This is a genomic window from Kribbella sp. NPDC051718, from assembly GCF_040681515.1.
Classification (GTDB): Bacteria; Actinomycetota; Actinomycetes; order Propionibacteriales; family Kribbellaceae; genus Kribbella.
Window position 1 is genome coordinate 250,789 of sequence record NZ_JBFAYZ010000011.1, and the last position, 25,277, is coordinate 276,065.

Consider the following 25,277-nt stretch of genomic DNA (forward strand, 5'->3'; position numbering starts at 1 on the left):
ACGCGTTCGCGCGGAAAGCGAACGATTGATCGTTACCCGGCTGTGACCTTCGCGGCTTTGCGCCGGTTGGTGATCCGGCGGGCGGTCTCGACCACGACGCCGATCGTGAACGCCAGGCTGAGGCTGAACGCGAGCGCCTTGAGCGAGTCGTGCGCGAACGCGTCGCCGCCCAGGTAGCCGAGCAGCGCGACGTAGGTGTAGGCGATCGTCACGCCGGCGATGGTGAACAGGATGAACTTGCGGAACGAGTACGCCGTCGCGCCCGCGGTCAGCGTCGCGACCATCCGCGCGCCCGGGATGTAGCGCACCGTCATCAGGATCAGCCCGCCGCGCGAGTGCAGCGCCTTGGAGACCTTCTCGAAGATCCGTTGCCGCTTCTCCTGCCGGCGCATCCAGCGATGCAGGGCCGGCCCGGAGCCGCGGCCGAGGAAGTAGCAGATGGACTCGCCGATCACGGAGCCGACCATCGCGGCGACGATCACCAGCAGCAGGTTCTGATGGCCGGCCGCGGCCGCCATCCCGGCGGTGAGCACCAGGCCCTCGCTCGGAACGACGGGGAAGACGGCGTCGACGGTCGCGGCGACGAAAAGCACCAGGATCAGCCAATGCGATGCCGTGGCGATCCCGAGGAGGTGCCGAACGGCGTCCATCAACTCTGTCACCCCAGGAAGCATGCCATCAGATGTCAACCCCGGCCCAATCGGAGAACGCCGGCTCAGGCGGGGAAGTGCCAGGAATTCATCCTTAAGGACCACAGAGTTTCCAGCGGCGCGTCGGCGTACTCGCCAGGGTCGCCGTGCAGGGAACGCTCCCAGACCAGCGTCCGCGCGACCTTGCCGATCCAGCAGGCCAGGTCGAGTTCGGCGACCAGCTCGGCCGGATTCCCGAACACTTCCAGGTAGGCATCGCGCGGACGGCGTACCTGCTCGTCGTCGGGGCCGACCTCGAGCAGCTTGGTCAGTGCCAGCAGCGGGATCAGCATCGTGCTGAACGAGTGCGCCAGCACGCTGTCGCCCCAGTCGTAGAACCGCACCGAGTCGTCGGGGCCGCCGAGGATGTTGTTCGTGTGCAGGTCGTTGTGGTCGAGGCTGGCCCGATCGGGCAGGTCGGCGCAGCGTGCGGTGAACTCCGCGCGCTGGCCCGCGATCCACTCGTGTCGCTCCTTGGCCTCCGCGTCGCCCGACGTATCGACGTACCGGCCGGTGGCCTCCAGCGCCTCGTCGAAGCGCTGCGGCATCACAGCCGGCCGCATGTCGGTGACACCGGCGGCCAGGAGATCCTCGGCGTGCGGCTGCAGTTCGAGCTGCAGTTCGGCGTACTGCGGAAGTACTCGGGTCATCACCTCGGACAGGTCCCGGTCCCCCAACTGCTCGCGCAGGGTGGGTCCGCCGTCCGGTAGGAGCACCCAGCCGCGCTCCACGTCGACAGCGATCGGGTCCAGCACGAACCGCGGCACTAGCGTCGCCAGGAGTCGGTAGAGCGGTACTTCGAAGACCGTTGCCGGGCCAGGAGCCTTCAGCCAGACCGGGCCGGCGGTCGTGTCGGCGCGCAGCACCGTCCCCCAGGCGCGTACCCGCGGTTGGGCCAGCTCACCCACGCGCTCGGTGCCGGCAGCCGCCAGCTGCTCGTCAAGCCAGGCTTGTGCCTGACTGAGCCACTCTTCAGACGTCCAGGTCGCAGCATCCACAGTCGGACCATGCCACGCCCCGGACCGGATCGCCTTCCAATTACTGGGCCTCTGCCCGGACGGCTGCCCCTGGGGCTCCGCCCTAGAGGCGGCCGGCTGCCCGGGGACTCCGTCCTAGAGGCGGACGGGCAGGCGGGTGATGGCGTTCATGATCAGGGCCGGGTTGCGGACCGGGTCCTGGTCGGGCTCGGCGAGCTGCAGGTCGGGGAAGCGGTCGAAGAGCAGGCCGAGCGCGATCCGGCCCTCCAGCCGGGCCAGCGGGGCGCCGAGACAGTGGTGGATGCCATGGCCGAACGCCACATGCGAGGAGTCCCGGGCGATGTCGAGCTGGTCGGCGTTGGGGTACTTCTCCGGGTCGCGGTTGGCGGCCAGCAGCGCGAAGACGATCACCTCGCCGGGCTCGATGATCGCGTCGCCGATCTGGATCTGCGCCTGGGCGGCGTACGGGATCGCGGCTTGGAGCGGGCCGTCGTACCGGAGTAGTTCCTCGACGGCGGCCGGGAGCCGCTCGGGCTCGGACTTGAGCAGGGCGAGTTGGTCCGGGTTCCGGAGCAAGGCGTGGACGCCGTTGGTGATCAGGCTGACGGTCGTCTCGTGGCCGGCCGCGAGCAGCAGGTAGACCATCGAGGTGAGTTCGTCCTGGCTGAGCCGGTCGCCGCCTTCGCGGACCGCGATCAGGTCGGACAGCAGGTCGTCGGACGGCGTCTCGCGCTTGGTCTCGATCAGCTCGCGGATGAACGCCAGCATCGCCGTCGCCGCCTCGATGTAGACCCCGGCCGGGTGCACGGCGGCGTTCACCGTGATCGACGACCACCGCCGGAAGTCGTCCCGCCGGATCGCCGGGATGCCGATCAGCTCCGAGATGACTGTGATCGGCAGTGGGTAGCTGTACGCCTCGACCAGGTCGGCCTCACCGCCCGCGGCCGCCATCTCGTCCAGGAGGCTACTGGCGATCTCGCGGATGCGGGGCTCGAGCAGCTCGATCCGGCGCCGGGTGAAGGCGGCCGAGACGAGCTTGCGCAACCGGGTGTGATCCGGCGGATTGACGCTGAGCATGTGGTACTCCATCGCGCTGATCAACTCGCTGTTGATCTCGTCGCGATGCGGGCCATCCGTCATCGAGCGGACCACGTCGGGATGCGCGAGCAACTCACGCGTCTCCGGATAGCCCGTCACCAGCCAGACCGGTACCCCGGTGAACAGCTGGAGATGATGGATCGGGCCCTTCGCGCCGAGCTCCGCGAAGCTCTGGTGCCGGGCGATCCCGCTGGTCTCGACGAAAGGCGAGGAGTTCACACCTGCCAGCCTACGTACGGTCCGGGCCAGCCTTCTCGAGGATCTCGGCCAGCTCGGGGCGGGAGTGGATGCCGAGCTTCGTGTAGACCTTGCGCAGGTGGTACTCGACCGTCTTGGGACTCAGGAAGAGCCGGGCCGCGACACTACGGATGCTCTGGCCGCCGGCGAGCAGTAGTGCGATCTGCCGCTCCTGTGGAGTCAGGTCGTCCGCAGTACTGGGCTCGCGACGGCGCGCTGTCTCCCCTGTCGCCTTGAGCTCCGCAGCAGCCTGGTCTGCCCAGCCGGGTGCGCCCAACCGGTCGAAGGCCGCTACTGCTTCGCGTAGCTGCTCGCGGGCGTCCACTCTCCTTCTAGCCCTGCGCAGCCAGCCGCCGTAGGTGAGGCGAGTGCGTGCGAACTCGAAGACGTCCAGTGTTCGCGCATGCCACTCCAGCGCCTCCTGGAACTGCTGCTCGTCGTCCTCGACCAACCCCAGTGCGCGGGCTGCTCGCGCCTGCGCCCAGGGTTGCCCTTTCTGGGTCGCCTGCGTTGCGAACGCCTGCGCCGCCTTCCTTGCGTCCTCAGCTCGCCCCAGTCGCAGGTAGACCTCCACCAACTCGGGCGCCGGCGACAGGTCGGGGTCCAGGACCCCCAGCGAAGCCAGTACCTCCACCAACCGCTCGTACTGCGGTAGGGCCCGCTGCGGATCGCCCTTGCCCAGCTCGAGATCCCCCAACGCGAACAGCGACCAGACCAGCCCGAGATGGATCTGCCGTTCCGCGCAGATCTCCATCGCCTCGGCCGCACTCTCCCTGCACTCCTTCTCGCGTCCCTGGTGCGCCGACAACCACGCCAGGCCGGCCAGGCTGATGGCGAGCTCGGTCGTCTGTCCAGCCTCCCGGCTCAACCAGACACCTTCGTCGTACGACGCCGCTGCGTCGGCCCAGCGGTCGGTCGTGGCGTCGTCACGCGCCAGGTGAAAGAGCACGCCCGGTAGTACTCCTACTGCCACCTGGTCACGGCGCTCCCGCATCGCCTCCTCGATCAGTGCGCGGCCGGTGCCGGTCTCGCGGAGGAAGAGCGGCGCGAGCATCATCCAGATCTGCCGTCGCCGGTCGTGATCCAGGGCGACCGACGGTGCCAGAGCGATGGCTTGCCGGATCTCCTCCGTGCCACCGCGGCCGCCGAGCACCTTGGAGATGCCGCTGGCCAGTAGGCCGATGACGCGGGTGCCCGGGCGCTCCACCTGTGGCAGTAGCTCGGCCAGGTCGGCTCCGGCCTTCAGTGCTGTCGATGCGTCGCCTAGACGGAAGCAGGCGCTCACTAGGTCCGCGAGGAGGCCCACTGCTGCTTCCGGGTCGGTGGTCTCGGCTGCTGCGGCGACGAGGATGTCGCGGGCGCGTGCTGGGGAGCCACACTTCACGGCGATGTCACCGCGGAGCTCGTCGGCCTGGGTGCGGACGGGGCCGGGTGGGTCGAGGGTGAGCGCCTCGTTGAGTAGGGCGTCGGCACGGTCTGGCAGGCCGGCGAACCAGGCTGCTTGACCGGCCGCGACCAGGCGCAGCGCGCGAGCGCTCGTAGTACCGGTCAAGCGGGCGGCTCGCTCGTAGGCGGTCGCCGCTACTGCGTGGGCTCCTCGGTCGACGGCGTGGTCGCCTGCTAGCTCTAGTGCGGCGGCTGCTGCGTCATCTGTGCCGAGCACTGTCTCGGAGAGATGCCAGGCGCGGCGGTCGGCATCCTGTACTGCGTTGGCGACCGCGAGGTGGACAGTACGGCGTTGCGCGGGCTCCGCGTTGGCATAGATGGCAGACCGCACCAGGGGGTGTCTGAACTCCACCCGTCCATCTCTGAGGTGGATGAGTCCGGCCTGCTCGCCTTCACCCAGCACTGCGACGTCTACCCCCAGCTCGGCGCAGGCTCTCGCCACTACTCCCAGGTCCCCGTCCTCTACCGAGGCCACTAGCAGCGCTCGCTGCGCAGCCTCACTGAGCTTGTGAGCCCTTGCAGCAAAGGCATCCGCAAGCAGAGCCGGTACGGGGACCGGCACACCAGGTGGTACTCGCTGCAGCTGCTCGGGATCCCTCGCCAGCTCTAGCAGCGCCAACGGGTTCCCCGCCACCGTCCGATGCAGGCTGGCCACCAGATCCACCGGCAACCCGGCCACCAGCTCCTGAGCCGCCGCCAGCCCCACCCCGTCCAACCGCAACTCCGGCAGATCCGCCTGGGCCAAGGGATGCTGCTCCCCCGTCCGCGCCGCGATCACCAGCCCGATCGGGTCCGCCACCAACCGCCTCGCCGCAAACAACAGCGCCTCCGCCGAAGGCAGATCCACCCACTGCGCGTCATCCACCAACAACACCACCGGCGCCCCCTCGGCATACCGGCACACCAGACTCAAAACCGCAGCCCCCACCGCAAACCGCTCCTCAGCACTGGGACGCCCAGGCGCCTCCACCCCACGCTCAACACTGGCGTGCCCCCGTGCCCCCGCCCCACGCTCAACACTGGCGTGCCCCCGTGCCCCCGCCCCACGCTCAACACTGGCGTGACCCGGCGCCCCCGTCCCACCATCGGGGCGCTGCCCTTGCGCCACCTCGCCTTCCCTGACCTCAGCCCGGAGCGCCTGGCCCAGCCCGTCCTCTTCCTCCGCCGTAGGCGGAGCGGTGTCGAGGGCGAGGGCAGCGGCGAGGGCTCTGCGTTGTGGAGCGGGAATGCGGGGTAGTTCGCCGAGGGCTGGTCGGAGGAGTTGGAGGAGGGTGCCGAAGGGGAGTTCTTGTTCGGCTTCGGTGCCTTGGGCTTTGAGGACGCGCAGGCCTGCGGCGAGCATCGCCGTCTCCGTCACGAGAGCTGTCTTGCCGATCCCCGGCTCCCCGGTGATCAGCAGTACCCCGCTGGATCCCACCCGCGCCCCCGCGACCAGCCGTTCGATCGCCCGCCGCTCGGCTTCCCGCCCGATCAGCATGTCTGGCAGTACACACCAGGTGGGTCACCTGATGCGAGCGAATACCCGCGCTTCCTAGGTTCGCAGTACAGATCCAGGGAGGGAACTGAGATGACGACAGTTGCGATCGACATGGACAAGCTGATGGCCTTCGTGGGCCAGGCGGTAGGTGAGGTGGGCGCGACACTCAACGCCGCGCTGGTGGTGATGGGCGACCGCCTCGGCTACTACCATGCACTGGCCGACGGTGGCGCGACCACACCGGCCGAGTTGGCGGAGAAGACTTCCACCAGCGAGCACTACGCCCGCGAGTGGCTCAATGCCCAAGCAGCAGGCGGTTTCGTCGAGTACGACCCGCAGACAGGCAAGTACCTACTGCCACCCGAGCAGGCAGTGGCACTGACCGACGAGAGCAGCCCGGCCTTCCTGCCCGGCTTCTTCCAGATCGCGCTCGGCACCGTGCAACACACCACCGAGACGATCGAGGCGGCCCGTAGCGGCGCAGGGATCGGCTGGCACGAGCACAACTCCGACGTACACCTCGGCTGCGAGCGGTTCTTCCGCCCCGGCTACAACGCCAACCTGATCGCCGGCTGGCTCCCCGCGCTCGACGACGTGGTGCAGAAGCTGCAGTCGGGAGCCCGAGTGGCCGACATCGGCTGCGGCCACGGCGCCTCGACCATCCTGATGGCACATGCGTTCCCGCAGTCCACCTTCATCGGTTCGGATTACCACCCGGAGTCGATCGAGACGGCCCGCCAGCGCGCGGCCGAGGCGGGTGTCGCAGATCGCGTGACCTTCGAGGTGGCGCCCGCGACGAAGTACAGCGGAAGCGGTTACGACCTGGTGACGACCTTCGACGCGCTGCACGACATGGGCGACCCGGTGGGCGCCGCCAAGCACGTACGCGAGTCGCTGGCGTCCGACGGCACCTGGATGGTCGTCGAGCCGATGGCAGGCGATCGTGTCGAGGACAACCTCAACCCGGTCGGCCGTGCGTACTACGGCTTCTCCACGCTGCTCTGTACTCCGGCTTCGCTCTCCCAGGACGTCGGTCTGGCGCTGGGAACCCAGGCCGGGCCGGCCAGGATCCACGACGTCACCACGGCCGCCGGCTTCACCCGGTTCCGTACCGCCGCCGAGACACCGTTCAACCTGGTCTTCGAGGTCCGGCCCTGAGACAGTGCCGAAATGGGGGGAATGCAGATGAGACCCGAACGTCCCGCTCGACCGGCTGACCAGGTGGGGACGGTCGAGCGGGACGGGGTGACCATCGCGTACCAGGTGCGGGACGGGCCCGCCGTCGAGAGGGGGAACGGCGGGCCCACGGTCGTCCTGATGCCGACCTGGTCGATCGTGCCGTCCCGCATGTGGAAGGCGCAGGTGCCGTACCTGGCCAGGCACTTCCGGGTGATCACCTTCGACGGCAGGGGCTCCGGGGCGTCCAGCAAGCCGGTAGGAGCCGCGGCGTACGCCGAAGCGGAGTACGTGGCTGACACGCTCGCGGTACTGGACGCTACTGGGGTCACCGAGTGCGTGCTGGTCGGCTTCTCCCGCGGCGCTCCCTGGGCCTTGCAGGTGGCTGCAGCTCAGCCGGGTCGGGTGCGCGGGGTTGTTTGCGTGGGGAGCGCACCCGGCCTCCTCCCGGATCCCAAGGGGCTGTGGAGCGAGCGCCAGCCGTCCAGCGAGGGCTGGGCGAAGTACAACCGCCACTACTGGCAGGAAGGCGGCTACGAGGACTTCCTCGAGTTCTTCTTCGGCCAGGTCTTCAACGAGCCGCACTCGAGCAAGCAGATCGAGGACAGCATCCGGTGGGGCCGACAGATCGGCCCCGACCGCCTAGTCGACACCGAAGCCGCTCGCCAAGCCCAGCAGCCGTCGATTCCAGCTGTGCAATGCCCAGTGCTCATAGTCCACGGCACCGACGACCCGGTACGGCCGTTCGCCGAGGCCCAACGGCTAGCCGAGGTGACCGGCGGCACCCTGGTCACCGTCGAAGGCGGCGGCCATGCCCCGCACGCCCGCGATCCGGTCTTCTTCAACCGCCTCCTCAAAGACTTCATCGCGACATCCCAGCCTGTGCGGCGTACCTGGGTGCGGGCACTCAACCGCCCCCGCCGAGCCCTCTATCTCTCGTCGCCCATCGGCCTCGGACATGCAAAGCGCGACCTCGCCATCGCCCAGGAGCTCCGGGTGCTGCGCCCGGAGCTGCAGCTCGACTGGCTCGCGCAGCATCCCGTCACTAGAGTCCTGCAGGATGCCGGCGAAACAGTGCACCCTGCCTCCGGCCTGCTGATCAGCGAAGCCGCGCACGTCGACTTCGAGGCCGACGACCACGACCTGCACGCGTTCCAGGCGATCCGCCGGATGGACGAGATCCTGGTCGCGAACTTCCTCACCTTCGCCGACCTGGTCGACGACCGGTACTACGACCTTGTGATCGCCGACGAGGCGTGGGAGGTCGACTACTTCCTGCACGAGAACCCCGAGCTCAAGCACTTCAGCTACGCCTGGCTCACCGACTTCATCGGCTGGCTCCCGATGCCGGACGGCGGTCCCGCCGAAGCCGCTCTGACCGCCGACTACAACGCCGAGATGCTCGAACACCGAGCCCGCTACCCGCGCCTCCGCGACCACTCGATCTTCGTCGGCGACCCGGAAGACATCGTCACCACCACCTTCGGCCAAGGCCTCCCCTCGATCCGCGACTGGGCCACCACCAACTACACCTTCACCGGCTACATAACCCCGCCCACTGCCCCGGTGACTCGGCAGGACCTGGGCTACCGCACCAACCAACTGCTGTGCGTCGTAACCGTTGGCGGCTCAGCAGCCGGCCAGGCTCTACTCCACCGAGTACTAGACGCAGTACCCCTGGCCCGACGCCTGGTACCCGGCCTGGATTTCGTCTTCGTCACCGGTCCCCGCATCGACCCAACGGACCTGCCACCCACCGAGGGCGTCACCACCCACGGCTACCTCCCCAACCTGAACCAACACCTCGCAGTAGCCGACCTAGCCATCACCCAAGGCGGTCTCTCCACCTGCATGGAGCTGACCGCCCTCCACATCCCCTTCATCTACGTCCCGCTAGAACACCACTTCGAACAGAACTTCCATGTCCGAGCCCGCCTCGACCGCCACAACGCAGGCCAGCACCTCCCCTACGAAGCAGCACGCAACCCCCAACTCCTCGCCGAAGCCATCGCCAAACAATTGACCCACCCCATCGACTACCTCCCCATCCCCACCAACGCAGCCGTCCGCGCCGCCACCCTGCTCAACGAACTGCTGTAGCTTGACAAATACTTCACCACTTGGTGAAGTGTCACTCATGCCCTTGGCCACCACCTTCGCCGCACTCGCGGACCCGACCCGGTTGGCGATCGTGCAGCGGCTCAGCCAGGGCGAGGCGACGATGAGCGAGCTCACCACCCCACACGCCATCACCCCACCCGCGATGACCAAGCACGTCGGCGTCCTGGTCGACGCCGGCCTGGTCACCCGGCGCAAGCTCGGGCGGACCGTCGTGTGCACCTTGCAACCTGCCGCGCTGACCGAGGTACAGGCTTGGCTCGGTGATCTCACGGCGTACTGGAACGGCGCGGTCGATCGGCTGGAAGAACTCTTGGGGAGTGACGATGAGCACTGACGTCCGGATCGAGCGGTTGCTGAAGGCAACGATTGATCGGGTGTACGACGCCTGGACGCGGCCTGAGCTGCTGACTCGGTGGTACTGCCCCAACCCGGCGCTGGAGCTGAAGGTCGAGGCGGAGGTGCGGGTGGGCGGCGAGTATGTCGTGACGATGGGCCCGTACGTCGTTCGCGGGAGCTACACCGAGGTCGATCCGCCGAAGTTGCTCGCCTTCACCTGGCAGTGGGATCACGAAGGTGGGCCGTCGCAGGTCCGGGTCGAGTTGACCGAAGTCGAGGGCGGCACCCGGATGCTGCTCAACCACACTGCGTTGAGCAGCCCCGAGGACGCCGCCGGTCACCTGGAAGGCTGGGAGCTCCAGCTCAACCGGCTAGCCGAATTGGTCAGCGCTCTACCGAGCGGCCGCGTAAGCGATCGAGGGTGACGACCAGTACTAACGTCACAGCGAGCAGCACCAGCGACTCGGCTGCGGCGGTGAAGGTTTGGCCTCGGTCGGTGAGGGCGAAGACGCTGACCGGCAGGGTTCGCCAGGAGGCGGGGTAGACCATGATCGTCGCGCCGACCTCACCCATCGAGAGCGCGATCGACAGGCTGGCGGCGGAGACGATCGCCGGACGGAGCATCGGCAACCGGATCTGCCAGAGCACTCGCGCGGACGACGCGCCGAGCGAGGCCGCGACGTCGGCGTACGCGTCGTCTGTTCGTTGGAGCGCGGCGGCGACAGTTCCGTAGCTGAAGGCAACCATCAGGACGAGGTGGGCGATCACCACGATCCACTTGGTGCCGTTGAGCAGTACCGGCTGGCGGGAGAAGGCGACGAGCAGGCTGAGGCCGACGACCACGGACGGTACTGCGATCGGCAGGTGATGCAGCGCGTCCGCCAACCGGGCCAGGGGTTTCGGCGCACTGCGAGCGGCGAGCGCGGCCCACGTGCCGAGGACCACAGCGAGCAACCCACCGAGGAACGCCGTCTGCAGGCTGACTGTGAGCGACGCCAGTTCATCGCCTGACAACGCCTCGCTCAGATGCTCGCCGGTCGGACTCGACGGGAACACGCCGTTCCAGCTGCCCGCGAAGGCGGCCGCCGCGACGACGACGAACGGCGCCAGGACGAGTACGCCGAAGACGAGGGCGAACGCGACCCACGTGATGACCTTGCCGGGCCTAGTCCAGAGCAGCACGGCGGCCTCCTTGCCGGGTCAGGACGGCCCGCATGGCGACGTACAGGCCGATCGAGAGCAGCACCTGGACGACAGCGATCACGCACGCGCCCGGGTAGTCGAACATCACGATGCCCTTGGTATGCACGAGCATCGGCAACGTCGTCGTATCGCGCGCTCCGAGGAACAGCACGATGCCGAACTCGTTGAGCGTCAGCAACAAGGTCAGCCCGCCGCCCGCCGCGAGGGCCGGCTTCACCTCGGGCAGTACGACTTGGCGAAGTACCCGCCAGGGCCCACCGCCGAGGCTGGCCGCGACGTCGAGCTGCACCCGCGGAATCTGCGCCATCGCCCCGAGCAGCGGCCGCATCACGAACGGCGTGTAGAAGGTGATCTCGGCCAGAATCACGGCCCAAGGCGTCGTCAAGAATCCGCTGTCCCCGACCAGCGCCCCCAGCACGCCCGCCGATCCGTAGATGAACGTGAACGACAACGCCACTAGAAACGACGGCAACGCCAACATCGCGTCCACCAACCCGGAGATCACCCTCGCTCCTGGAAACGGCACAAAACTGATCACCACCGCCAGAAACGTCCCCACCACCAAACACCCGACCGTCGAGCAAACGGCGATCTGCACCGTACGCACCAACGCATCCCGAAACTCCCCCGACCCAACCACCGCCCGCCAGGTCGCGAACCCACCGGTGAACGACTCCTGCGCCACCAACACCAACGGATAGACAACCAACCCCGCCAACACCACCAACGGCGGCAACAACCACACCGTCCGGCTAACCCGCTTCGACTGCGCCTGCTTCCCCAAAGCAATAGGCGTCCCCAGCGCTTCGACAGCCATCAGCGCCCCTCCGCCGCAACCAACGTGCACGCCTCAACCGGCAACTCGATCGATACCTTCGCCCCAACCGCAGGCACCCGCCCATCAGCCGCCACATCAATCTGCACCGGCACTCCCGGCAGCCCATCAATCGTGCAAGTCAACCGACTAGAAGCCCCCCGCCACTGCGCAGCAACCAACTGAGCCGGCCATCCCTCCGTACCGAGCTTGATCGCATGCGGGCGGATGCACAGCAGCAGCCCCTCACCCGGCGCAACGCCGCCGGACCGGCGGCTGGCGGCTGCCGCGGAGGGCCGAAGACCCTTCACCGTCTGCCCCGCCAGGCGGACTCCTTCGTCCACGACCTCGACCGGCAGCAAGTTGGCGCCACCCAGGAAGGAGGCGGTGAAAGCCGACGGCGGAGCGGCATACAGGTCGGCGGCCGGCGCGATGTCGACAAGTCGAGCATCGCGCATGACAGCGATCCGGTCGGCCAGCGCGAGCGCCTCCGACTGGTCGTGGGTGACGTACACGATCGCCACGTCCGGTACCTCCCGCCGCAGCTTCTGCAGCTCGCCGAGCATGTCGGCCCGCAACTGCGCGTCCAAAGCGGCCAACGGCTCGTCGAGCAGCAGTACGGGCGGCTGGATGGCAAGAGCCCGGGCGATGGCGACCCGCTGTTGCTGTCCACCGGACAGCTCCCGCGGGTACCGCCGCGCGAACATCGCCATCCCCACCATCTCGAGCATCTCGGCGACCCGCCGAGCAACCTCCGCCTTCGGCTTGCGAGCAGCCTTCAGCCCGAAGGCGACATTGTCGGCGACCCGGAGATGCGGGAACAGCGCGTACTGCTGAACCACCACCCCGATCCCCCGCCGAGCCGGCGGTACGTCGGTAACGTCCCGCCCGGCCAGCCAGACCCGCCCCCGACTAGGCCGGACGAACCCCGCGACCGCCTTCAAAGCAGTCGACTTGCCAGACCCCGACGGCCCGAGCAACGCCACCGTCTCACCGGCCGCGACCGTGAGGTCGAGCCCTTCCAGCGCGACCGTGTGACCGAACTGAACGGTCACGTCCTCGAGCCGAACAGTCATCCCTGGACTGCCTTGTTGTAGTCGGCGACGTCCGCGTCCAGCGAGGCGAGCACCGCATTCCAATCCGGCTGCCAGACCTCCACCCCAGTCGTTGCCTTCAGCACCAACTGGTAGTTCGCATCAGTCGGCTTGACGTCCGACCGCGCCGGGATCCCAAAGGCATCACCGGAGACCGTCTGCTGCGCCTCAGGCGAGAGCAGGTACGTCATCAGCTTCTCGCCGCCATCCTTGTTCGGCGCCCCCGCGCCGAGACCCATCACATAGGGCAGCGCGACGGTACTGCGCTTGCCATCAGCCGTCGCCGGGAAGAACACCTGGAAGGCCGACTTGTCGTTGGCGATCGAGGTCAGGTTCATCTGCACGTCGCCGTTGGCCACGTAGATCTCGCCTTTGCTCACCTTCGGCTGCAGCTTGCCGGTCGACGCCGACGGCCCCACGTTGTTCGCCTCGAGCTTCTTCAGGTAGTCGAGCGCACCCTGCTTGCCGAGCAGGTGCTGCAGCAACAGCAGTACCGCGGTACCGTCGCCTGCCTGGCCGGGCGTCGAGTACTGGATCTTGCCCTTGAAGCGCGGATCCAACAGCTCGTCGAAGGTCCGAGGCAGCGCGCCCTTCGACGGGTTGGCGATGAAGCTCAGGTAGTTGTCGATCACCGTCACGTAGTCGGCCGCCTTCGGGCCCTTGACCTGGTCGCTGCCGGGGACCTGGTAGTCCTGCAGCAGCTTGTCGGCCGACGCCTTCTGGATGAACGGCGGCAGCGTGATGACGACGTCGGCCTGGGGGTTCGACTTCTCCTTCTGCAGCCGGGAGACGACCTCGCCCGAACCGGCCTCGACCAGCTGGACCTTCGTACCGGTCTGCTTGGTGAAGGCTTCGAACCGGGTCTTGTACCAGTCGGCCAGACCGTCCGCGCTGTAGACGGTGACGACCTTGCCGCTGTTGTCAGAGGTGGTGGAGGCTGCGCCGGTACCACCGCAGGCGACGAGTGAGGTGAGCAGGGCACCGGCGAGCAGACCGGTGAGGACACGCGAGCGGAACATCACAACTCCGTTTTGGCTAGCAGGCCGGGCAGGTCCCGGACCGACTCGAGTACATGCGTGGCACCCGCGGCAACGAGCTGATCGTTGCCGTGGGCACCGGTGAGGACCCCGGCGACGATCCCGGCACCGGCCCGGACCCCCGAGGTCATGTCGTACGCCGTATCGCCGGCCACGGCCACGCCGGCCACGGCATCGGCTTTCAGTTCGAGCAGTGCTTTCAGGACCATGTCCGGGTACGGCCGGCCGCGACCCGCCTGCGCCGGGCAGAGGGTGAGGTCGGCCAGGTTCTTCCAGCCGAGCGCGGCGAGGATCCGCTGCTGGGTCGTCTCGGCGAACCCGGTGGTCAGGCAGACCTTGACGCCGCTCTGCCGCATCTCCCGGATTGCCTCCTCCGCGCCAGCTATCGGCGCGCAGTGACCTTCGTCGACCAGTGCACCGTACGCGGTCTCGAACGCCTTGTTGGCCTGCTGGGCGGCCGCTTCGTCGTTGTCCAGCAGGTGCCGGAAGACGGTGATCTTCGACTCGCCCATCGTCGCCCGGACGTGGGCCAGCATCTCGTCGTACTTCGGGCTGCCTTCTTCGATGCCTTGAGCACCGATCGCTTGGGTGAAGGCCTTCTCCACCAGGCCGTCGTCGGCGACCGTGGTACCGGCCATGTCGAGCACTACGAGCTGGATCACAGTCCTGCCTCCGAGTAGCTGGTTTCGGCGATCGCGGGCGACATGGTCATGCCGCGGCCGCCGGGGCCGGTGACCAGGGTGACGTTGTCGGCGACAGTTCGGCGTACGACGATCTCGCCTTCGGTGGACTGCGAGTAGACGCCGGCCCACCGGCGTACGACCGGGGGCAGCTCGCGCCCGAGCAGGCTCTCGACGGTTTCCTTGAGGTAGTCGTACGGATCGTTCTGTACGTCGAAGCCGAACGGCTCCGCGTATTCGTGCGTGTCGCCGATGGTCAACCCACCGTCGGCGCGCTGGACCATCAGCAACTGCATCGCATTGTCGGCGGCAACAGTTGCCTGAGGCGTCTGATTGAGCGCATCGAGCGCCGGTCCCTGGTACGCCGGGTAGTACCGGAAGCTGTCCGCGTCGGCGACCGCAGTGGTGAGCTGCTCGTCGAGCGGGGCCGTCTGCATCATCTGCAGCCGGACCCGGCGTACCGGCAACTCGCCGGCCAACTCGCGGATCAGGCCACCGTGCCAAGCGCCGGTGCAGAGGAAGATCTCGTCGGCGGCGTGGATCTCACTGTGATCGTCTCGAACCTCCCCCGTCCGAACCTCACGAACCTCACGCCCCGGCACAAACTGATACCGCCCCGACTTCTCCAACTCCGCCCGCAACTCAGGCAGCACCTTCCGCGGCTCGACAATCGCGTCCCGCTCACACCAGAGCGCCCCCAACAGATCGCCCTTCAGCGCGGGGTTGCGTAGCCGGGTCTGCTCGGCGTCGAGCAACTGGAATCCGCGGGCAGCCGCTTCAGGCCGGCTGGCGGCATCCTTCGCCACCGCCAACTCGCCCTCGGTCCGGCAGACCGTCAGCGACCCGGCCGGGCGGAAGCCGATTCCCGGTACGCCCTCCCAGAGCTCCCGGGCGCGCAACGCGGTCTCGAGCTCGGCCCCGTCGGCTCGACCGCTGACCCAGACCAGCCCGAAGTTCCGGACGCTGGCGCCGCGGCCCTCGCATTCCCGCTCGATCTGGACCACGTCGTACCCGCGCCTCACCCCCTCCCAGGCATGAAACGTCCCCAGTACGCCACCACCGACCACCACAATCCGCATGACCCAAAGATTGGTCCGGACCAATTACTGGCAGGCCCACACACCCCGAACCCGAAATGAACCCGAGGCAAACACGCGGGGTGGCACCGCGGACGGCGTACCGGCTAAGGACGGAGGGTGGCGCGGAACCCGACCCGGTCGCCGCGGTACAGCGAACGGACCGCCTCGATCGGGCGGCCGTCGGTGTCGCGACTGGTGCGGTGGAGGAGCAGCATCGGCAGCGACTGGGTCGCCTTCAGCAGATCGGCCTCGCGCGGGGTCGCGATCACCGTCTCGACCAGCTCCTCGCCCTCGCCGAAGCGAACCCCGAGCTCATCCGTCAGGCAGCGATACAGCGACCCCTCCGGCTTGAGCACGTCGCGCAACGTCGGGAAACGCGCCACCGACATGTACGTCGTCTCGAGCCCGATCGGCTGTCCGTCGGCGAGCAGCACCCGCTCCAGCCGATGCACCGGATCGCCGACCTCGATCCCGAGCTGCTCGGACAGCAACTCGTCGGCCTCGATCTCCTCGAAGGCCACCAGCTCGCGCCCAGGCTGCTGCCCCTGCGCCCGCAACGCCTCCGTGTAGCTCACCAGCGCCAGCGGCTGGATCAGCTTCGGCGTCGCCACGAACGTCCCCTGCCCCTGCCGCGCCCGCAGCCGGCCGTCCGCGATCAGCTCACGGATCGCCTGCCGCATCGTCCACCGGGAGACCCCGAACTCCTTCGCCAGCGTCCGCTCGGGCGGCAGCGCGCCCCCCTCACCGAGCTCTTCGAGCAACTCGACCAGCCGGGTCTTGACAGCGAAATGCAACGGCACGCTCACCCGCCAGACGATACCCGGCAAAAGCTACTGTCCCTTGAGCTGCATCGCTCACGGAACAGTAGAGCCCCGGGCGGCAACCCGGGGCTCGAGGTGGATGGATGGGCGGCGGAATTCAGCTGCCGGACTTGCGCCGGAACTGGCGCTTCTGCTTGTCGTTGTGCGCCTCGCCGACACCTTCGTGCCGCGGCCCACTCCCGGGGTGCGAGTCGTGCTGCTGGTTCTTCTTGGCCAGCGCCTCGCGGAACTTCTTCTGCAGATCGTCCTTGGCCGGCTCGCTGGGCGTGTCGCTCATACCGTCTCCTTCAAACCGTCAGGCATTCAACCTCTAGCTAACCAATTGTGCCTACCACCACGCCACCGATTATCAGCGGCCCCCATCTCAGCCCCCGAAAATGCCTCCGACCGGCCCCCGCCCGGCTGTTAGCGTCGCGGGCGACGGACCGGCGAAGGGGACAGTTCATGGTCAGCACGGAAGCATTCATCGGGATCGCGCTGGTCGAGCTCGGCCTGGTCGTCATCCCCGGCCCGAACATGATCTATCTCGTCTCGCGCTCCGTCGTCCAGGGCCGTCGCGCCGGGCTCACCTCGCTCGCGGGCGTCGGCGTCGGCTTCCTCGTCTACCTGCTCGCCGCGTCCGCCGGCCTGGCGACTCTCTTCGCGCTGGTACCGGAGATCTACCTGATCCTGAAGCTGGCCGGCGCGGCGTACCTGCTCTGGCTCGCCTGGGGTGCCCTCCGCCCCGGCGGCAGCTCCGCCTTCACCCCGTCCGAGCTCACCCCGGATCGTCCTCGCAAGCTCTTCGGCATGGGCCTGCTGACCTGCCTGCTCAACCCGAAGATCGCGATCCTCTACATCTCGCTGCTCCCCCAGTTCGTCGCCCCGTCGCGAGGCCACGTCGGCACCCAGAGCCTGCTACTCGGCCTCACCCAACTGGCGGTCGGCGTCGCGGTGAACGCGATCTTCGTCATCACCGCCGGCTCGGTGGCGACCTTCTTCAGCCGCAAACCCCTCTGGTCCCGCATCCACCGGTACCTCACCGGTACCGCGCTGGCTGTCTTCGCAGTGAGGCTCGCCACAGACCGGGCCCAGCCGGTCGCCGCTCCGTAGCCCACCGGCTACCCGCCGCCCAACTTCCCGCGTTTTCAAGCGTTTGAGGCGCCTTTTCCTCTCGCTGACGCCCGTTTCCCCCTTGGTCCACCGACGTACATTTATTGCTACGGCCCCCGGACCACCGGTACACCTCGATCACCCCACTCAGCGCGGCGATCCCCACCGGCCCAACGCTCCGCCGCGGCCGTCCGCCACCTCCGTGTGGCCCCCTGACAGGTCAGGGTGCCGGTGATCCCCCATCCCCTGCCCGGCACCCTGGCCGCTCCACCTAACTGGCGACGAAGACGAACTCGAGCCCCGGCCGATCCGGCGCATCCCGTACTTCGTCAACCGCGAACCCGGCGTCCGCCAGCGACTCCTCGACCTCGGCCCGGGACCGGAACCGCAACGTCGACTCCGACGTCAGCGCCGCGCCGTCGTCGGCGAAAACGTAAGTCCGCTTGAACGTCACCAACGGCAACCGAACCTCCACCAAGTCGGTCCAGTGCTCCACCACACCGACACCGGCCAGCTCAACCCGGCTGTAGGTCTCCTCCCGGTTCCACCCCAGCCACGCTTCCCGCGCCGCATCCCTTGTCTCAAAGACAAAACGACCGCCCGGCACCAACGCCCGCCGGACAGCCTTCAGGGTCGCCATCCACTCGTCATCCCCGACGAACACCTGCGCCACGTTCCCCGTCATCACCGCCAACTCACCTTGCGCCGACGGCAACGACCCCGCATCCCCATGTACCCACCGAACCCGCTCAGCCCCCGCCTTCCCCCGCGCCACCTCCAACGAAGCCAACGCCGGATCGACCCCAACGACGTCGATCCCCCGCTCGGCAAGCATCAACGCGAAGACGCCCGTCCCACACCCGACGTCCAGCACCCGCCGCGCCCCGAACTCGTCAACCATCGCCGCGTACGCCTCGAGATCACGCCGCTCCGGCTCCAACGCGTCATAGATCTCCGCCAACCGAGGTACAGCAAACAAGGCATCAGGCATGCTCGCTCGCGATCACGGTTGCGTGCGCCACGTTCAATGGGATGCGCTCCTGTTCGATGCGTCGGTGGCCGCTGTTGACGAGGTCGAGCAGAGTCTCGTAGACGGCTCGTTCGGCGTCGGTCAGGTGTGGGAGGGATTTAGCGGTGCCAGGTCTGAGCGGGACGTTGTTCTTGTCCATGTTGGTGCCGTATGGCTCGTACGCCTTGTAGGTTGCAGGGCCCATGAGGATAGACGCGACGGGGAGACCGTCGGCTCGGTAGCCATTGAGGATTTCGTAGCCGTGGGCGTCGATATCGCCCCAGTAGAGGAGTCGGCGTGCTCTCGCGAGCCAGGGGAACGCGGCCGCGGTTCTGCCGCCGAATCCGTCGCCTTCGACGGCGATACCACCGGCAAGCGGCGGGAAATGGATAGCGGTGTCCTTGTTCTCTGAGATGACGACGACGGTCGGCTGGTAGGCGGGTTCGAACGAGTCGCCGACGGTGGCAGAGTCGTGCCAGCGACGGCCTGCGCCGCGGTGGTCTGGATCGAGGTAAGTGAAGTGGATGCGGGCAGGGTGGCGTGGCAATAGTCCGAGAGTGTCGAGGCCGGTGAGTGCCAGCACGCCAGCGGTGCGGATTTGGAGCCATTTGGCATGCACGCCGGGAAGAGGCACTTGTCGTGGGGTTACGCCGGCGGTGGCTCGGGTGGGGTCTTCGAGGTACCAGTCAGCGACCGTCAGCGTGAGGTCGTAGTCCACCGGGCTGTATCTGTCGAGGAGCCGGAGCGCGCGCCCGTGGTCCGCGAGGTGTGGGTAGCAGCGTCGCAAGGTCGCGAGGCGTGTCCGGCCCCGCCGCAGCCGGTCGGGCCACTCCCCCGCCACCATTTCGACGGCATGGTCAATGCTGTCGACGGTCAGGTGGGTGGGGACGGGCTGGATGGTCCCTTTGACAGACCTGTTCTCGAAGGTCAGGGCCGTTTCGGTGGCTTGGGCCCAGTCTTGCCATTCGACGATTCGGTCGTAGAACGCGGTGAAGTTGGCGTTGAGGTCTGCCTTTGTCGGCCTACCGAGCGGGAACGAGTGAGGGAACGAGTCTTTGCTGCCCGCGACATCGAGGTGCCAGTTGTTGGTGAGGCGTCGTTCGATGTCGGCGATGACCTGAGCCGGGGTCTTCACTACTGGGCTCCGTCCGGCAGGTCGGTGATGTAGGAGTACCCCTTGCTGTTCTTGGTGACAGTGAGGATGAGATCCATGTGGGGTTCAAGGGCGGTGACCTTGTCGAGCGGAGCTCCGATGATGAGTTGGAAGCCCAGGTCTTGCCATGCTTTGACCGACCGGCCTGCGAACTCGGAGTCGGACTTCACGAATCCTTCGTCGAGGAAGACGGGCGCGAATCGCGGCCATGAACGGGTTTCGTCACCCAACTGGTAACGAAGCGCAGAGCCGACGATGAAGGCTACGAGTTCTTGAGTCTCACCGCCGGACTTGCTGCCGAGGGTGTCGTACGTGGCGACTTCGTTGCCACGGTCGTTGAGGCAGACGGCAGTGATGTAAACGTGCTGGCGTACGTCGAGGAGCCGGTCACGCTTTGAGGTGGAGGACTTGGTGTGCCCCTCCGGGACGGAGATGTCGGTCATGAAGGCGCGCAACTGCTTGAACCGGGCCCCGACCTGCTCATCGGTGGTTTCGAGGGCGATACCGGAGGACAGCGCTCGCAGTGTGCGCCGGAACTTCGTGACTTCCTCCGACGGCAACCGGCGGAGGTTGATTTGGAGGTGTCCCTTGCCGCCGAACGGGAGCGTGAACAGGATTTCGTTGACCGGTTCGAGTCGGGCTTCGATGTCTTCGATAGCGGTTTCGAACGCGTCGTTCAGTTCGAGGAGGTCATCGCTGGACCATTTGGCGAGTTCACGTCGCCACTTGTCGCGTCGCTCATGCAGGCCCTCGGCCTGGATGCGGTCGAGTATCTCTCGGTAGCCGTCGGCGGAGGCGACACTGGTGCCGAGGTTGTGTTCGACCCACCGTGCCTTGTAGTTCTCGAACATCGATTCCATCGAGTCGGTGACCTTTTTGATGCTGGCTTGGACCTTGCCCAGGTCTTCGCGGAGCCGGGTCTTCATCTGGGTGACATGGCGACGACGGAACAACTCGGGGTCGGTGTCGCCCCAGTGCGTGGCGTAGAGGGTGTCGAGATATGCCTGTTGTCCTGGTGAGACGTCGGCGATCTGGTTGGCCACGATGTTGTCGATGCCGTCCTGGACGACGTCTTGGTCGGACGCGAGGTCGCCGTGCTGCTTCCCGAGCTTTTCGAGTCGCTCCTCGGTGAGGATACGTTCCTTGTTCGCGGCGGCGTGGAGTGGCTTGAGGCGCTCTTCCTCGCCTTGGAGGGCATCGAGAATCTGGTTCGCGTCGCGGAGCCGCCGGATTTCCTCTTCGAGGTCTTCGACCTGCTTGTCGATGCCGAGGTAGTCGATGGACTCCCACGTGACGTCCTGGACGTACCTGGTGGCGTCACGTTGACGGCGTAAGTCAGCGAGCCGTCGCTCGACGTCCTCGATGCGCTTCCGCACAGTCTCAATCTGAGGGTCGAGCACGGCAAGGAGTTCTTCGATGTCAGCCAGGCGGCGCTTGTTGGAGAATCCAATGATGTTGCCCTCACCGGATTCACCGTGCGCGCCACGGTCACCGTTGCGTGTCTGACCGGATGGCGTGACCCGGGCTCCTGGCCCGGTCAGGCTACCGCTGTCCGGAACGCAAAGGTGGTCGTTACCGTCGTCGGATACGCGACCTTGGACCCAACGAGAGAACGGCGACTCCTTGAAGAGGAGTTTCCCGGACACGTACTCAGGCTCACCGGACCAATCTTCGTGGTCGGCGAGCGTCACGGCTTGGAACTGGATGCGGGGCCGGATGCGGACCCCATCGATGGAGCGGGACAGGTGATCGCGGGTGTTTCGGTCCACGAGGATGACCCGTGCCAATCCGCCGAGAGTGGTCTCGATGGCACGACGCCACGGTTCTTCATCGGGGCGAACGTCGATGAGTTCGGCGACAAAGGGTAGGTCGTTCATCGGGTCGAGCCCGGCTGCCTCGGCCATCCCGACGCGCGCTTCGTGCAATGGACGCGGGACCATACCTGCGCGGCCCTGAAGTGAGCCGCGTTCGCCAAGCAAGCTCCGTTGCTGTTCGGTCAACGGTGCGAGTTGTTCTTCGCGGAGCCCGTTCGCCTCGATGTTGAGGCCTCGTTGACGCTCCTCGAACCCACTGAGAAAGTCGGCCGCGGCGACCTGCGCGAGCACGAACTCATCGACTGTTTCCGGGACGACGAGGCCGATTGGCTCGGTTCGTGTCTGGAACCTGATGTTGGCTTCGTATACACCGTGCCGCGACCGTTGGAGGGCCGCGATGCGTTGGGTGCGTTCATCGATTGCCGACCCGCCATTGGCACGCTTCTCGCCGGCAATCTGACGCAGCCGTTCGCCGTACGACACTTCATTGGTGCGTGCTTGGCTGTGACGTGTCGTTACTTCGGCGTGCTCGTGACGGTTGGCGACCACGGCGCCGTCGAGGAGGTCTCGTTCCTTGCGAAGGCTCCACAGCCGGAACGGCGACGGACCGTCAAGGTCGGCACCGAACTGGCGAATCATTTCGCCCTCGGATTCGCCGTCGGCCAATTCCTTCTGCAGGTCCGGTAGACGGCGCAGAGCCTTCACCTTCTCTGCCTCGTCCACCATCTTCATGTACGAGGCTTCGATGTCGGCGAAGTGACGGGTTGCCTTGTCAGCGGCAGCATAGGTAATCGGTTCTTCAAGGACCATCGACTTGTAGAGGTTGTCGACCCGCTTGACCTGCATGCCGGCCTGCACACGAGCTAGCAATCGGAGCGCTTTACGACCCTCGCCACCGTTTGGTCCGATGCCGAGGCGCGTGTACAGGTTCTGCTCGAACTGGGCGAACGTGTCGAACAAGATGATGCTGGCGAACGCAGCCCGCATACTCCGCTTGTCGAATCGAGTGGCGGCGAGGGGTTCGAGCCGCGATAGGTCGAGGTATCCGTCCAGGGCCGCGAAGGTGGTGGCGACTTCGCCGTTGAGGCGCGCACCGGCCTTCACGTAGTACACGCGCATGACGGTGTACTTGCGGCCATTCGTGTTCACGAACGTCATGCCGAGCGCACCCCAGACCGGACCACCGTCCCTGCCGCGCAGCACCTGATCACGGAGTTCGTCGCTGCCGTCAACGCTACTGGTGTCGGTCTTGCCTCGCAGGTACGTCACCAGGTTGCGTTGTTCGACTGAGCGAGCACGCCCACCTGCATCGTTGGATGCGCCGTTGAATGGGGTGTCCGACGGCATCATCAGTGCGAGGTAGGCGTCGAGCATGGTCGACTTCCCAGTTCCGGATGCACCGGAGATGAGGGTCGAGCCGGTCAGCGAGTAGCGAGTCTCGGTGCGACCTTGGAATCCACCCCAATTCACCATCTGGAGGGACTCGGCTTTCCACCGGGTGGCGCCCTCGGTGAGCATCGCCTCAGGAATGAGTGTCATTGGTCATCATCCTCGCCGCCGGCGCCATCTTCGATCTCGGAGTCGAGGTCAAATTCCGCATCGAACGTGCTGTATGCCGACTCACGGGCCTCGGGAGTCAGTGCGTCGGTTCCGTTCTGCGCCATCAACCACCTCTGCAGCTTCAGCAACGTCTCAACGGGCAACAGAACCTCGATGATGGGTGAGATGCGAAACCGGTCGGTGTCTCCGGTCTTGAGTAGGACACCGGCGGTGGCGAGTCCGTCGATAGCTTTGGTGGCTCGTTTCTGGTCCATCGCCCGGTGGGTGGCGTCCTCGGGGCGCATGGTCGCAACCTCGTCGAGGAGGGTGCTGCGCTCAACGAATACCGCGTTGTCTCCGTCTTGGCGCTGCGCGAAGAACCGTTGGCGAAGGAACATCAACACGATGGTTTCTTCCTTCGTGTGCGCACGGTCTTGCAAGAGCGTCGGTAGCGGGTCGTCAGAATCGGTCCGGGCCTGTCGTTTGAACGCAACTTGATAGGAGCGCTCAACCACGAGGTCGAAGAAGATGTCGTTGAGGCGACTCTTGATGAGTTCTTCGTTCGCCAGCAGGACGGCCCAATGCTCGGGGTATTTGTCTGCGGAGATGTAGCGGTGCTTGAGCAAAGCGTGGAGACAGCGACGCTGCTCGGGGTAGATAGTGCTGCCGTCCCCCTCGAACATGGCCGTCGAGGTCGGCTCGTCCTCCAACCCCTCCCGCTCCAGCGCGTCGTCGCTGGGATCAGGAGCAAGGTCGTCGAGGTCCCACTGATCGGTCGTCATTCGTCGTCTCCGTGCACCGAGTCAGACAGGTTGACATGTGGCATCAGGAACTGGCGAGTAGTGCCGTCCGGACGAACCGCAGAAACAAGTTCCCGAACCGAGGTGTCCACATTCGCGTCCATCCCGGTGAGCAGGTAGTGCAGGCCCAGAATCTCGACAGGACGCCGCAGGTCCTCCGGGAGCGTGTTGAACAGTGCCGCCGCCGATTCCACGGCCCCCGTCGTGAGGCGGTCAGCGATTTCGGAGCGAAGGTCAGCCAATGACGGTCCTCCCTGCTTCCTGATGTCGTCCAGCGACAAGGCTTCCGGGGCTTCGTCAGTCACGTCCTCCAAGGGCTCCGGGGGTCGCTCGCTCTCAGGATCGAACGTCTTGAGCTTCAACCCCTCGATGCCAAGTGCAGGCGGCACTAGTTCGACCTCGACGTGGGCGCGGGGTCGCGCGGACCGCATCCACAGCCGCATCTCGCTGTTGATGCTTCGAAGCACCGATTCGAGTTCGCGGTTCTTGACATGGTCGTAGTTCTCGATGTGGTCATTCAACGTCGAGGACAGCCGCTGCCGCTGCGAGAGCACATCTGAGATGCCTCGGCGGATAACGTCGACTGTCGTCTTCATCTGTCGCTGCTCGTCGGGCAACAGGGTGCCGGCCCAAGGATGTCCCAGGATCGTGTTCAAGTCCTGCCTGAGGCGTGACACCCAATCCGGGTTGCGCAGAAGGTCAAGCGCCCCGGCGAAGGCTCGACCCTCCGGTGTCGACGCAAGCAAGTTCCGGGAGCGGTCGAGGTAGTCATCGACCACCTCGCCGATGGGCCGCGACTCTTCACGGAAGTTGCGGGTAATGACGCGGTGCATGGCACGGACCGCTTCCTCGACACGCCGGAAGTCGGACGGCAGACCGTCGAGTTCTCGAAGGACGTTGGAGAACTGCTCCGACAGTTCAGCCTCGGTCGCTTCCGGCATCTCCCCGCCCTCGGCGAGGCGGTCACGCTCAGCCGTCAGCCGCGCTATTTCCTCCGACAGTCGCAGCACCCGCTCCTCACGGTTCGGGTTGGCCGCCAGCGCCGCTTGGGAGACGACATCCATCAGCGTCACGATGCGAGACAGCGACACATTCAATTGGGTGCGACTCGCACGGGCCACGTAGGTAACGGCTTGGTTCGCATCGCCGGCCGCCTGATAGGTCTCTTCACCGTCGCCGGGGTCGCGGAACAGCCACTTCTCCCGCACCCAGAACATCGCGAGCGCCTTGCCGTCTCCGGCTGGCACGTCGTAGCCGGCGACCCTCAATTCATCGAGCCTCGCATCGACCATCGCGTGGAACCGTTCGACCGGAATCGGGGTTCCGCCGTCTGGGAACGAGACAGCCAGGATCGGCACCGCGATGGCGGCCCACTTATGAGTGAGTAACTTCAACGTCGGCGTGTTCAGCGCGGTCTGCGTACGCGCAACTTCGCCCTCAATGTCCGCCACGACCCCCCTCCCCGCCCCGGTGGCATGCATCTTAGTTCTCTGCTCGAGAGACTAGATGTCACCGCCGACACTTTTCGTGACACCTCTGAAGATTCTGTCGATCTTCGTGGTGTGCACACCCCAGTCCGCCCGCC

The 25,277-nt window shown here is 66.6% G+C and carries 22 protein-coding genes; 5 read left to right on the plus strand and 17 right to left on the minus strand.

Annotated elements, in window-relative coordinates; translation table 11 throughout:
• Window positions 1-32 precede the first annotated feature (32 nt).
• The 4 genes from AB0M15_RS34505 to AB0M15_RS34520 all read right to left on the minus strand — a co-directional run bounded on the left by AB0M15_RS34505 (window position 33) and on the right by AB0M15_RS34520 (window position 5,924).
• A complete protein-coding gene (locus AB0M15_RS34505) occupies window positions 33-662 on the minus strand; it encodes a DedA family protein (protein WP_363828062.1) in 630 nt (209 codons plus the stop codon).
• Window positions 663-715: 53 nt separating this feature from the next.
• A complete protein-coding gene (locus AB0M15_RS34510; RefSeq protein ID WP_363828065.1) occupies window positions 716-1,687 on the minus strand; it encodes a hypothetical protein in 972 nt (323 codons plus the stop codon).
• Between the two features lie 114 nt (window positions 1,688-1,801).
• Entirely contained in the window at window positions 1,802-2,983 is a 1,182-nt protein-coding gene (locus AB0M15_RS34515) for a cytochrome P450 (protein ID WP_363828068.1), read from the minus strand.
• Window positions 2,984-2,993: 10 nt separating this feature from the next.
• A complete protein-coding gene (locus AB0M15_RS34520; RefSeq protein ID WP_363828071.1) occupies window positions 2,994-5,924 on the minus strand; it encodes an AAA family ATPase in 2,931 nt (976 codons plus the stop codon).
• A gap of 90 nt (window positions 5,925-6,014) precedes the next feature.
• Between AB0M15_RS34520 and AB0M15_RS34525 the strand changes: the two genes are divergently transcribed.
• Genes AB0M15_RS34525 through AB0M15_RS34540 form a run of 4 tightly spaced genes read left to right on the plus strand, consistent with a single transcriptional unit; the run spans window position 6,015 to window position 9,982 of the window.
• Window positions 6,015-7,082 (plus strand): class I SAM-dependent methyltransferase, encoded by a 1,068-nt coding sequence (locus AB0M15_RS34525; protein ID WP_363828074.1) that lies wholly within the window; start codon window positions 6,015-6,017, stop codon window positions 7,080-7,082.
• A 27-nt stretch (window positions 7,083-7,109) separates the two neighbouring features.
• Window positions 7,110-9,200, plus strand: coding sequence for an alpha/beta fold hydrolase (locus AB0M15_RS34530; protein ID WP_363828080.1), 2,091 nt, complete (start codon window positions 7,110-7,112; stop codon window positions 9,198-9,200).
• A gap of 37 nt (window positions 9,201-9,237) precedes the next feature.
• The gene (locus AB0M15_RS34535) at window positions 9,238-9,555 is read left to right on the plus strand and encodes a metalloregulator ArsR/SmtB family transcription factor (RefSeq protein WP_363828089.1); all 318 of its coding nucleotides are present in this window, start codon (window positions 9,238-9,240) and stop codon (window positions 9,553-9,555) included.
• A complete protein-coding gene (locus tag AB0M15_RS34540; protein ID WP_363828096.1) occupies window positions 9,545-9,982 on the plus strand; it encodes an SRPBCC domain-containing protein in 438 nt (145 codons plus the stop codon). Before AB0M15_RS34535 ends, AB0M15_RS34540 begins: the two co-directional genes overlap by 11 nt.
• On the opposite strand, the gene AB0M15_RS34545 is transcribed toward AB0M15_RS34540, so the two are convergent.
• The 8 genes from AB0M15_RS34545 to AB0M15_RS34580 all read right to left on the minus strand — a co-directional run bounded on the left by AB0M15_RS34545 (window position 9,942) and on the right by AB0M15_RS34580 (window position 16,562).
• Window positions 9,942-10,739 (minus strand): ABC transporter permease subunit, encoded by a 798-nt coding sequence (locus AB0M15_RS34545; RefSeq protein ID WP_363828099.1) that lies wholly within the window; start codon window positions 10,737-10,739, stop codon window positions 9,942-9,944. The two genes, AB0M15_RS34540 and AB0M15_RS34545, sit on opposite strands and share 41 nt — an antisense overlap.
• The gene (locus tag AB0M15_RS34550; RefSeq protein WP_363828102.1) at window positions 10,723-11,577 is read right to left on the minus strand and encodes a 2-aminoethylphosphonate ABC transporter permease subunit; all 855 of its coding nucleotides are present in this window, start codon (window positions 11,575-11,577) and stop codon (window positions 10,723-10,725) included. The genes AB0M15_RS34545 and AB0M15_RS34550 overlap by 17 nt, the downstream gene beginning before the upstream one ends.
• On the minus strand, window positions 11,577-12,650 hold the full coding sequence (locus AB0M15_RS34555; RefSeq protein ID WP_363828105.1) for an ABC transporter ATP-binding protein: 1,074 nt from the start codon (window positions 12,648-12,650) through the stop codon (window positions 11,577-11,579). The genes AB0M15_RS34550 and AB0M15_RS34555 overlap by 1 nt, the downstream gene beginning before the upstream one ends.
• Window positions 12,647-13,687 (minus strand): 2-aminoethylphosphonate ABC transporter substrate-binding protein, encoded by a 1,041-nt coding sequence (locus tag AB0M15_RS34560; RefSeq protein WP_363828114.1) that lies wholly within the window; start codon window positions 13,685-13,687, stop codon window positions 12,647-12,649. Before AB0M15_RS34560 ends, AB0M15_RS34555 begins: the two co-directional genes overlap by 4 nt.
• Window positions 13,687-14,367, minus strand: a complete 681-nt coding sequence (locus AB0M15_RS34565; RefSeq protein WP_363828121.1) for a phosphonatase-like hydrolase — start codon at window positions 14,365-14,367, stop codon at window positions 13,687-13,689. The genes AB0M15_RS34560 and AB0M15_RS34565 overlap by 1 nt, the downstream gene beginning before the upstream one ends.
• Window positions 14,364-15,464, minus strand: coding sequence for a TIGR03364 family FAD-dependent oxidoreductase (locus AB0M15_RS34570; RefSeq protein ID WP_363828124.1), 1,101 nt, complete (start codon window positions 15,462-15,464; stop codon window positions 14,364-14,366). The genes AB0M15_RS34565 and AB0M15_RS34570 overlap by 4 nt, the downstream gene beginning before the upstream one ends.
• Before the next feature lie 104 nt (window positions 15,465-15,568).
• Complete coding sequence (locus tag AB0M15_RS34575) at window positions 15,569-16,270, minus strand: GntR family transcriptional regulator (protein WP_363828131.1); 702 nt, start codon at window positions 16,268-16,270, stop codon at window positions 15,569-15,571.
• A 112-nt stretch (window positions 16,271-16,382) separates the two neighbouring features.
• The gene (locus AB0M15_RS34580) at window positions 16,383-16,562 is read right to left on the minus strand and encodes a DUF5302 domain-containing protein (protein WP_328328093.1); all 180 of its coding nucleotides are present in this window, start codon (window positions 16,560-16,562) and stop codon (window positions 16,383-16,385) included.
• A 167-nt stretch (window positions 16,563-16,729) separates the two neighbouring features.
• Here AB0M15_RS34580 and AB0M15_RS34585 point away from each other — a divergent pair, with 167 nt between their 5' ends.
• Window positions 16,730-17,377 (plus strand): LysE family translocator, encoded by a 648-nt coding sequence (locus AB0M15_RS34585; protein WP_363828141.1) that lies wholly within the window; start codon window positions 16,730-16,732, stop codon window positions 17,375-17,377.
• Window positions 17,378-17,648: 271 nt separating this feature from the next.
• On the opposite strand, the gene AB0M15_RS34590 is transcribed toward AB0M15_RS34585, so the two are convergent.
• Genes AB0M15_RS34590 through AB0M15_RS34610 form a run of 5 tightly spaced genes read right to left on the minus strand, consistent with a single transcriptional unit; the run spans window position 17,649 to window position 25,143 of the window.
• Window positions 17,649-18,368, minus strand: a complete 720-nt coding sequence (locus tag AB0M15_RS34590) for a class I SAM-dependent methyltransferase (protein WP_363828149.1) — start codon at window positions 18,366-18,368, stop codon at window positions 17,649-17,651.
• Window positions 18,361-19,521: a Wadjet anti-phage system protein JetD domain-containing protein gene (locus AB0M15_RS34595; protein ID WP_363828154.1), complete on the minus strand. Its 1,161-nt coding sequence runs from the start codon at window positions 19,519-19,521 to the stop codon at window positions 18,361-18,363. Before AB0M15_RS34595 ends, AB0M15_RS34590 begins: the two co-directional genes overlap by 8 nt.
• Entirely contained in the window at window positions 19,521-22,871 is a 3,351-nt protein-coding gene (locus tag AB0M15_RS34600) for an SbcC/MukB-like Walker B domain-containing protein (protein WP_363828157.1), read from the minus strand. Before AB0M15_RS34600 ends, AB0M15_RS34595 begins: the two co-directional genes overlap by 1 nt.
• Before the next feature lie 17 nt (window positions 22,872-22,888).
• Window positions 22,889-23,674 carry a DUF4194 domain-containing protein gene (locus tag AB0M15_RS34605; RefSeq protein ID WP_363828161.1) on the minus strand — a complete coding sequence of 262 codons (786 nt, stop codon included), beginning with the start codon at window positions 23,672-23,674 and terminating at the stop codon, window positions 22,889-22,891.
• Window positions 23,671-25,143 (minus strand): DUF3375 family protein, encoded by a 1,473-nt coding sequence (locus tag AB0M15_RS34610; protein ID WP_363828164.1) that lies wholly within the window; start codon window positions 25,141-25,143, stop codon window positions 23,671-23,673. The genes AB0M15_RS34605 and AB0M15_RS34610 overlap by 4 nt, the downstream gene beginning before the upstream one ends.
• Between the last annotated feature and the right edge of the window lie 134 nt (window positions 25,144-25,277).

Coding starts and splice junctions, on each gene's coding strand:
- AB0M15_RS34600 (WP_363828157.1), bottom strand. CDS start 22,871: ATGCTCACCGAGGGCGCCACCCGGTGGAAAGCCGAGTCCCTCCAGATG.
- AB0M15_RS34590 (WP_363828149.1), bottom strand. CDS start 18,368: ATGCCTGATGCCTTGTTTGCTGTACCTCGGTTGGCGGAGATCTATGAC.
- AB0M15_RS34550 (WP_363828102.1), bottom strand. CDS start 11,577: ATGGCTGTCGAAGCGCTGGGGACGCCTATTGCTTTGGGGAAGCAGGCG.
- AB0M15_RS34530 (WP_363828080.1), top strand. CDS start 7,110: ATGAGACCCGAACGTCCCGCTCGACCGGCTGACCAGGTGGGGACGGTC.
- AB0M15_RS34605 (WP_363828161.1), bottom strand. CDS start 23,674: ATGACGACCGATCAGTGGGACCTCGACGACCTTGCTCCTGATCCCAGC.
- AB0M15_RS34580 (WP_328328093.1), bottom strand. CDS start 16,562: ATGAGCGACACGCCCAGCGAGCCGGCCAAGGACGATCTGCAGAAGAAG.
- AB0M15_RS34570 (WP_363828124.1), bottom strand. CDS start 15,464: ATGCGGATTGTGGTGGTCGGTGGTGGCGTACTGGGGACGTTTCATGCC.
- AB0M15_RS34555 (WP_363828105.1), bottom strand. CDS start 12,650: ATGACTGTTCGGCTCGAGGACGTGACCGTTCAGTTCGGTCACACGGTC.
- AB0M15_RS34520 (WP_363828071.1), bottom strand. CDS start 5,924: ATGCTGATCGGGCGGGAAGCCGAGCGGCGGGCGATCGAACGGCTGGTC.
- AB0M15_RS34560 (WP_363828114.1), bottom strand. CDS start 13,687: ATGTTCCGCTCGCGTGTCCTCACCGGTCTGCTCGCCGGTGCCCTGCTC.
- AB0M15_RS34585 (WP_363828141.1), top strand. CDS start 16,730: ATGGTCAGCACGGAAGCATTCATCGGGATCGCGCTGGTCGAGCTCGGC.
- AB0M15_RS34540 (WP_363828096.1), top strand. CDS start 9,545: ATGAGCACTGACGTCCGGATCGAGCGGTTGCTGAAGGCAACGATTGAT.
- AB0M15_RS34535 (WP_363828089.1), top strand. CDS start 9,238: ATGCCCTTGGCCACCACCTTCGCCGCACTCGCGGACCCGACCCGGTTG.
- AB0M15_RS34525 (WP_363828074.1), top strand. CDS start 6,015: ATGACGACAGTTGCGATCGACATGGACAAGCTGATGGCCTTCGTGGGC.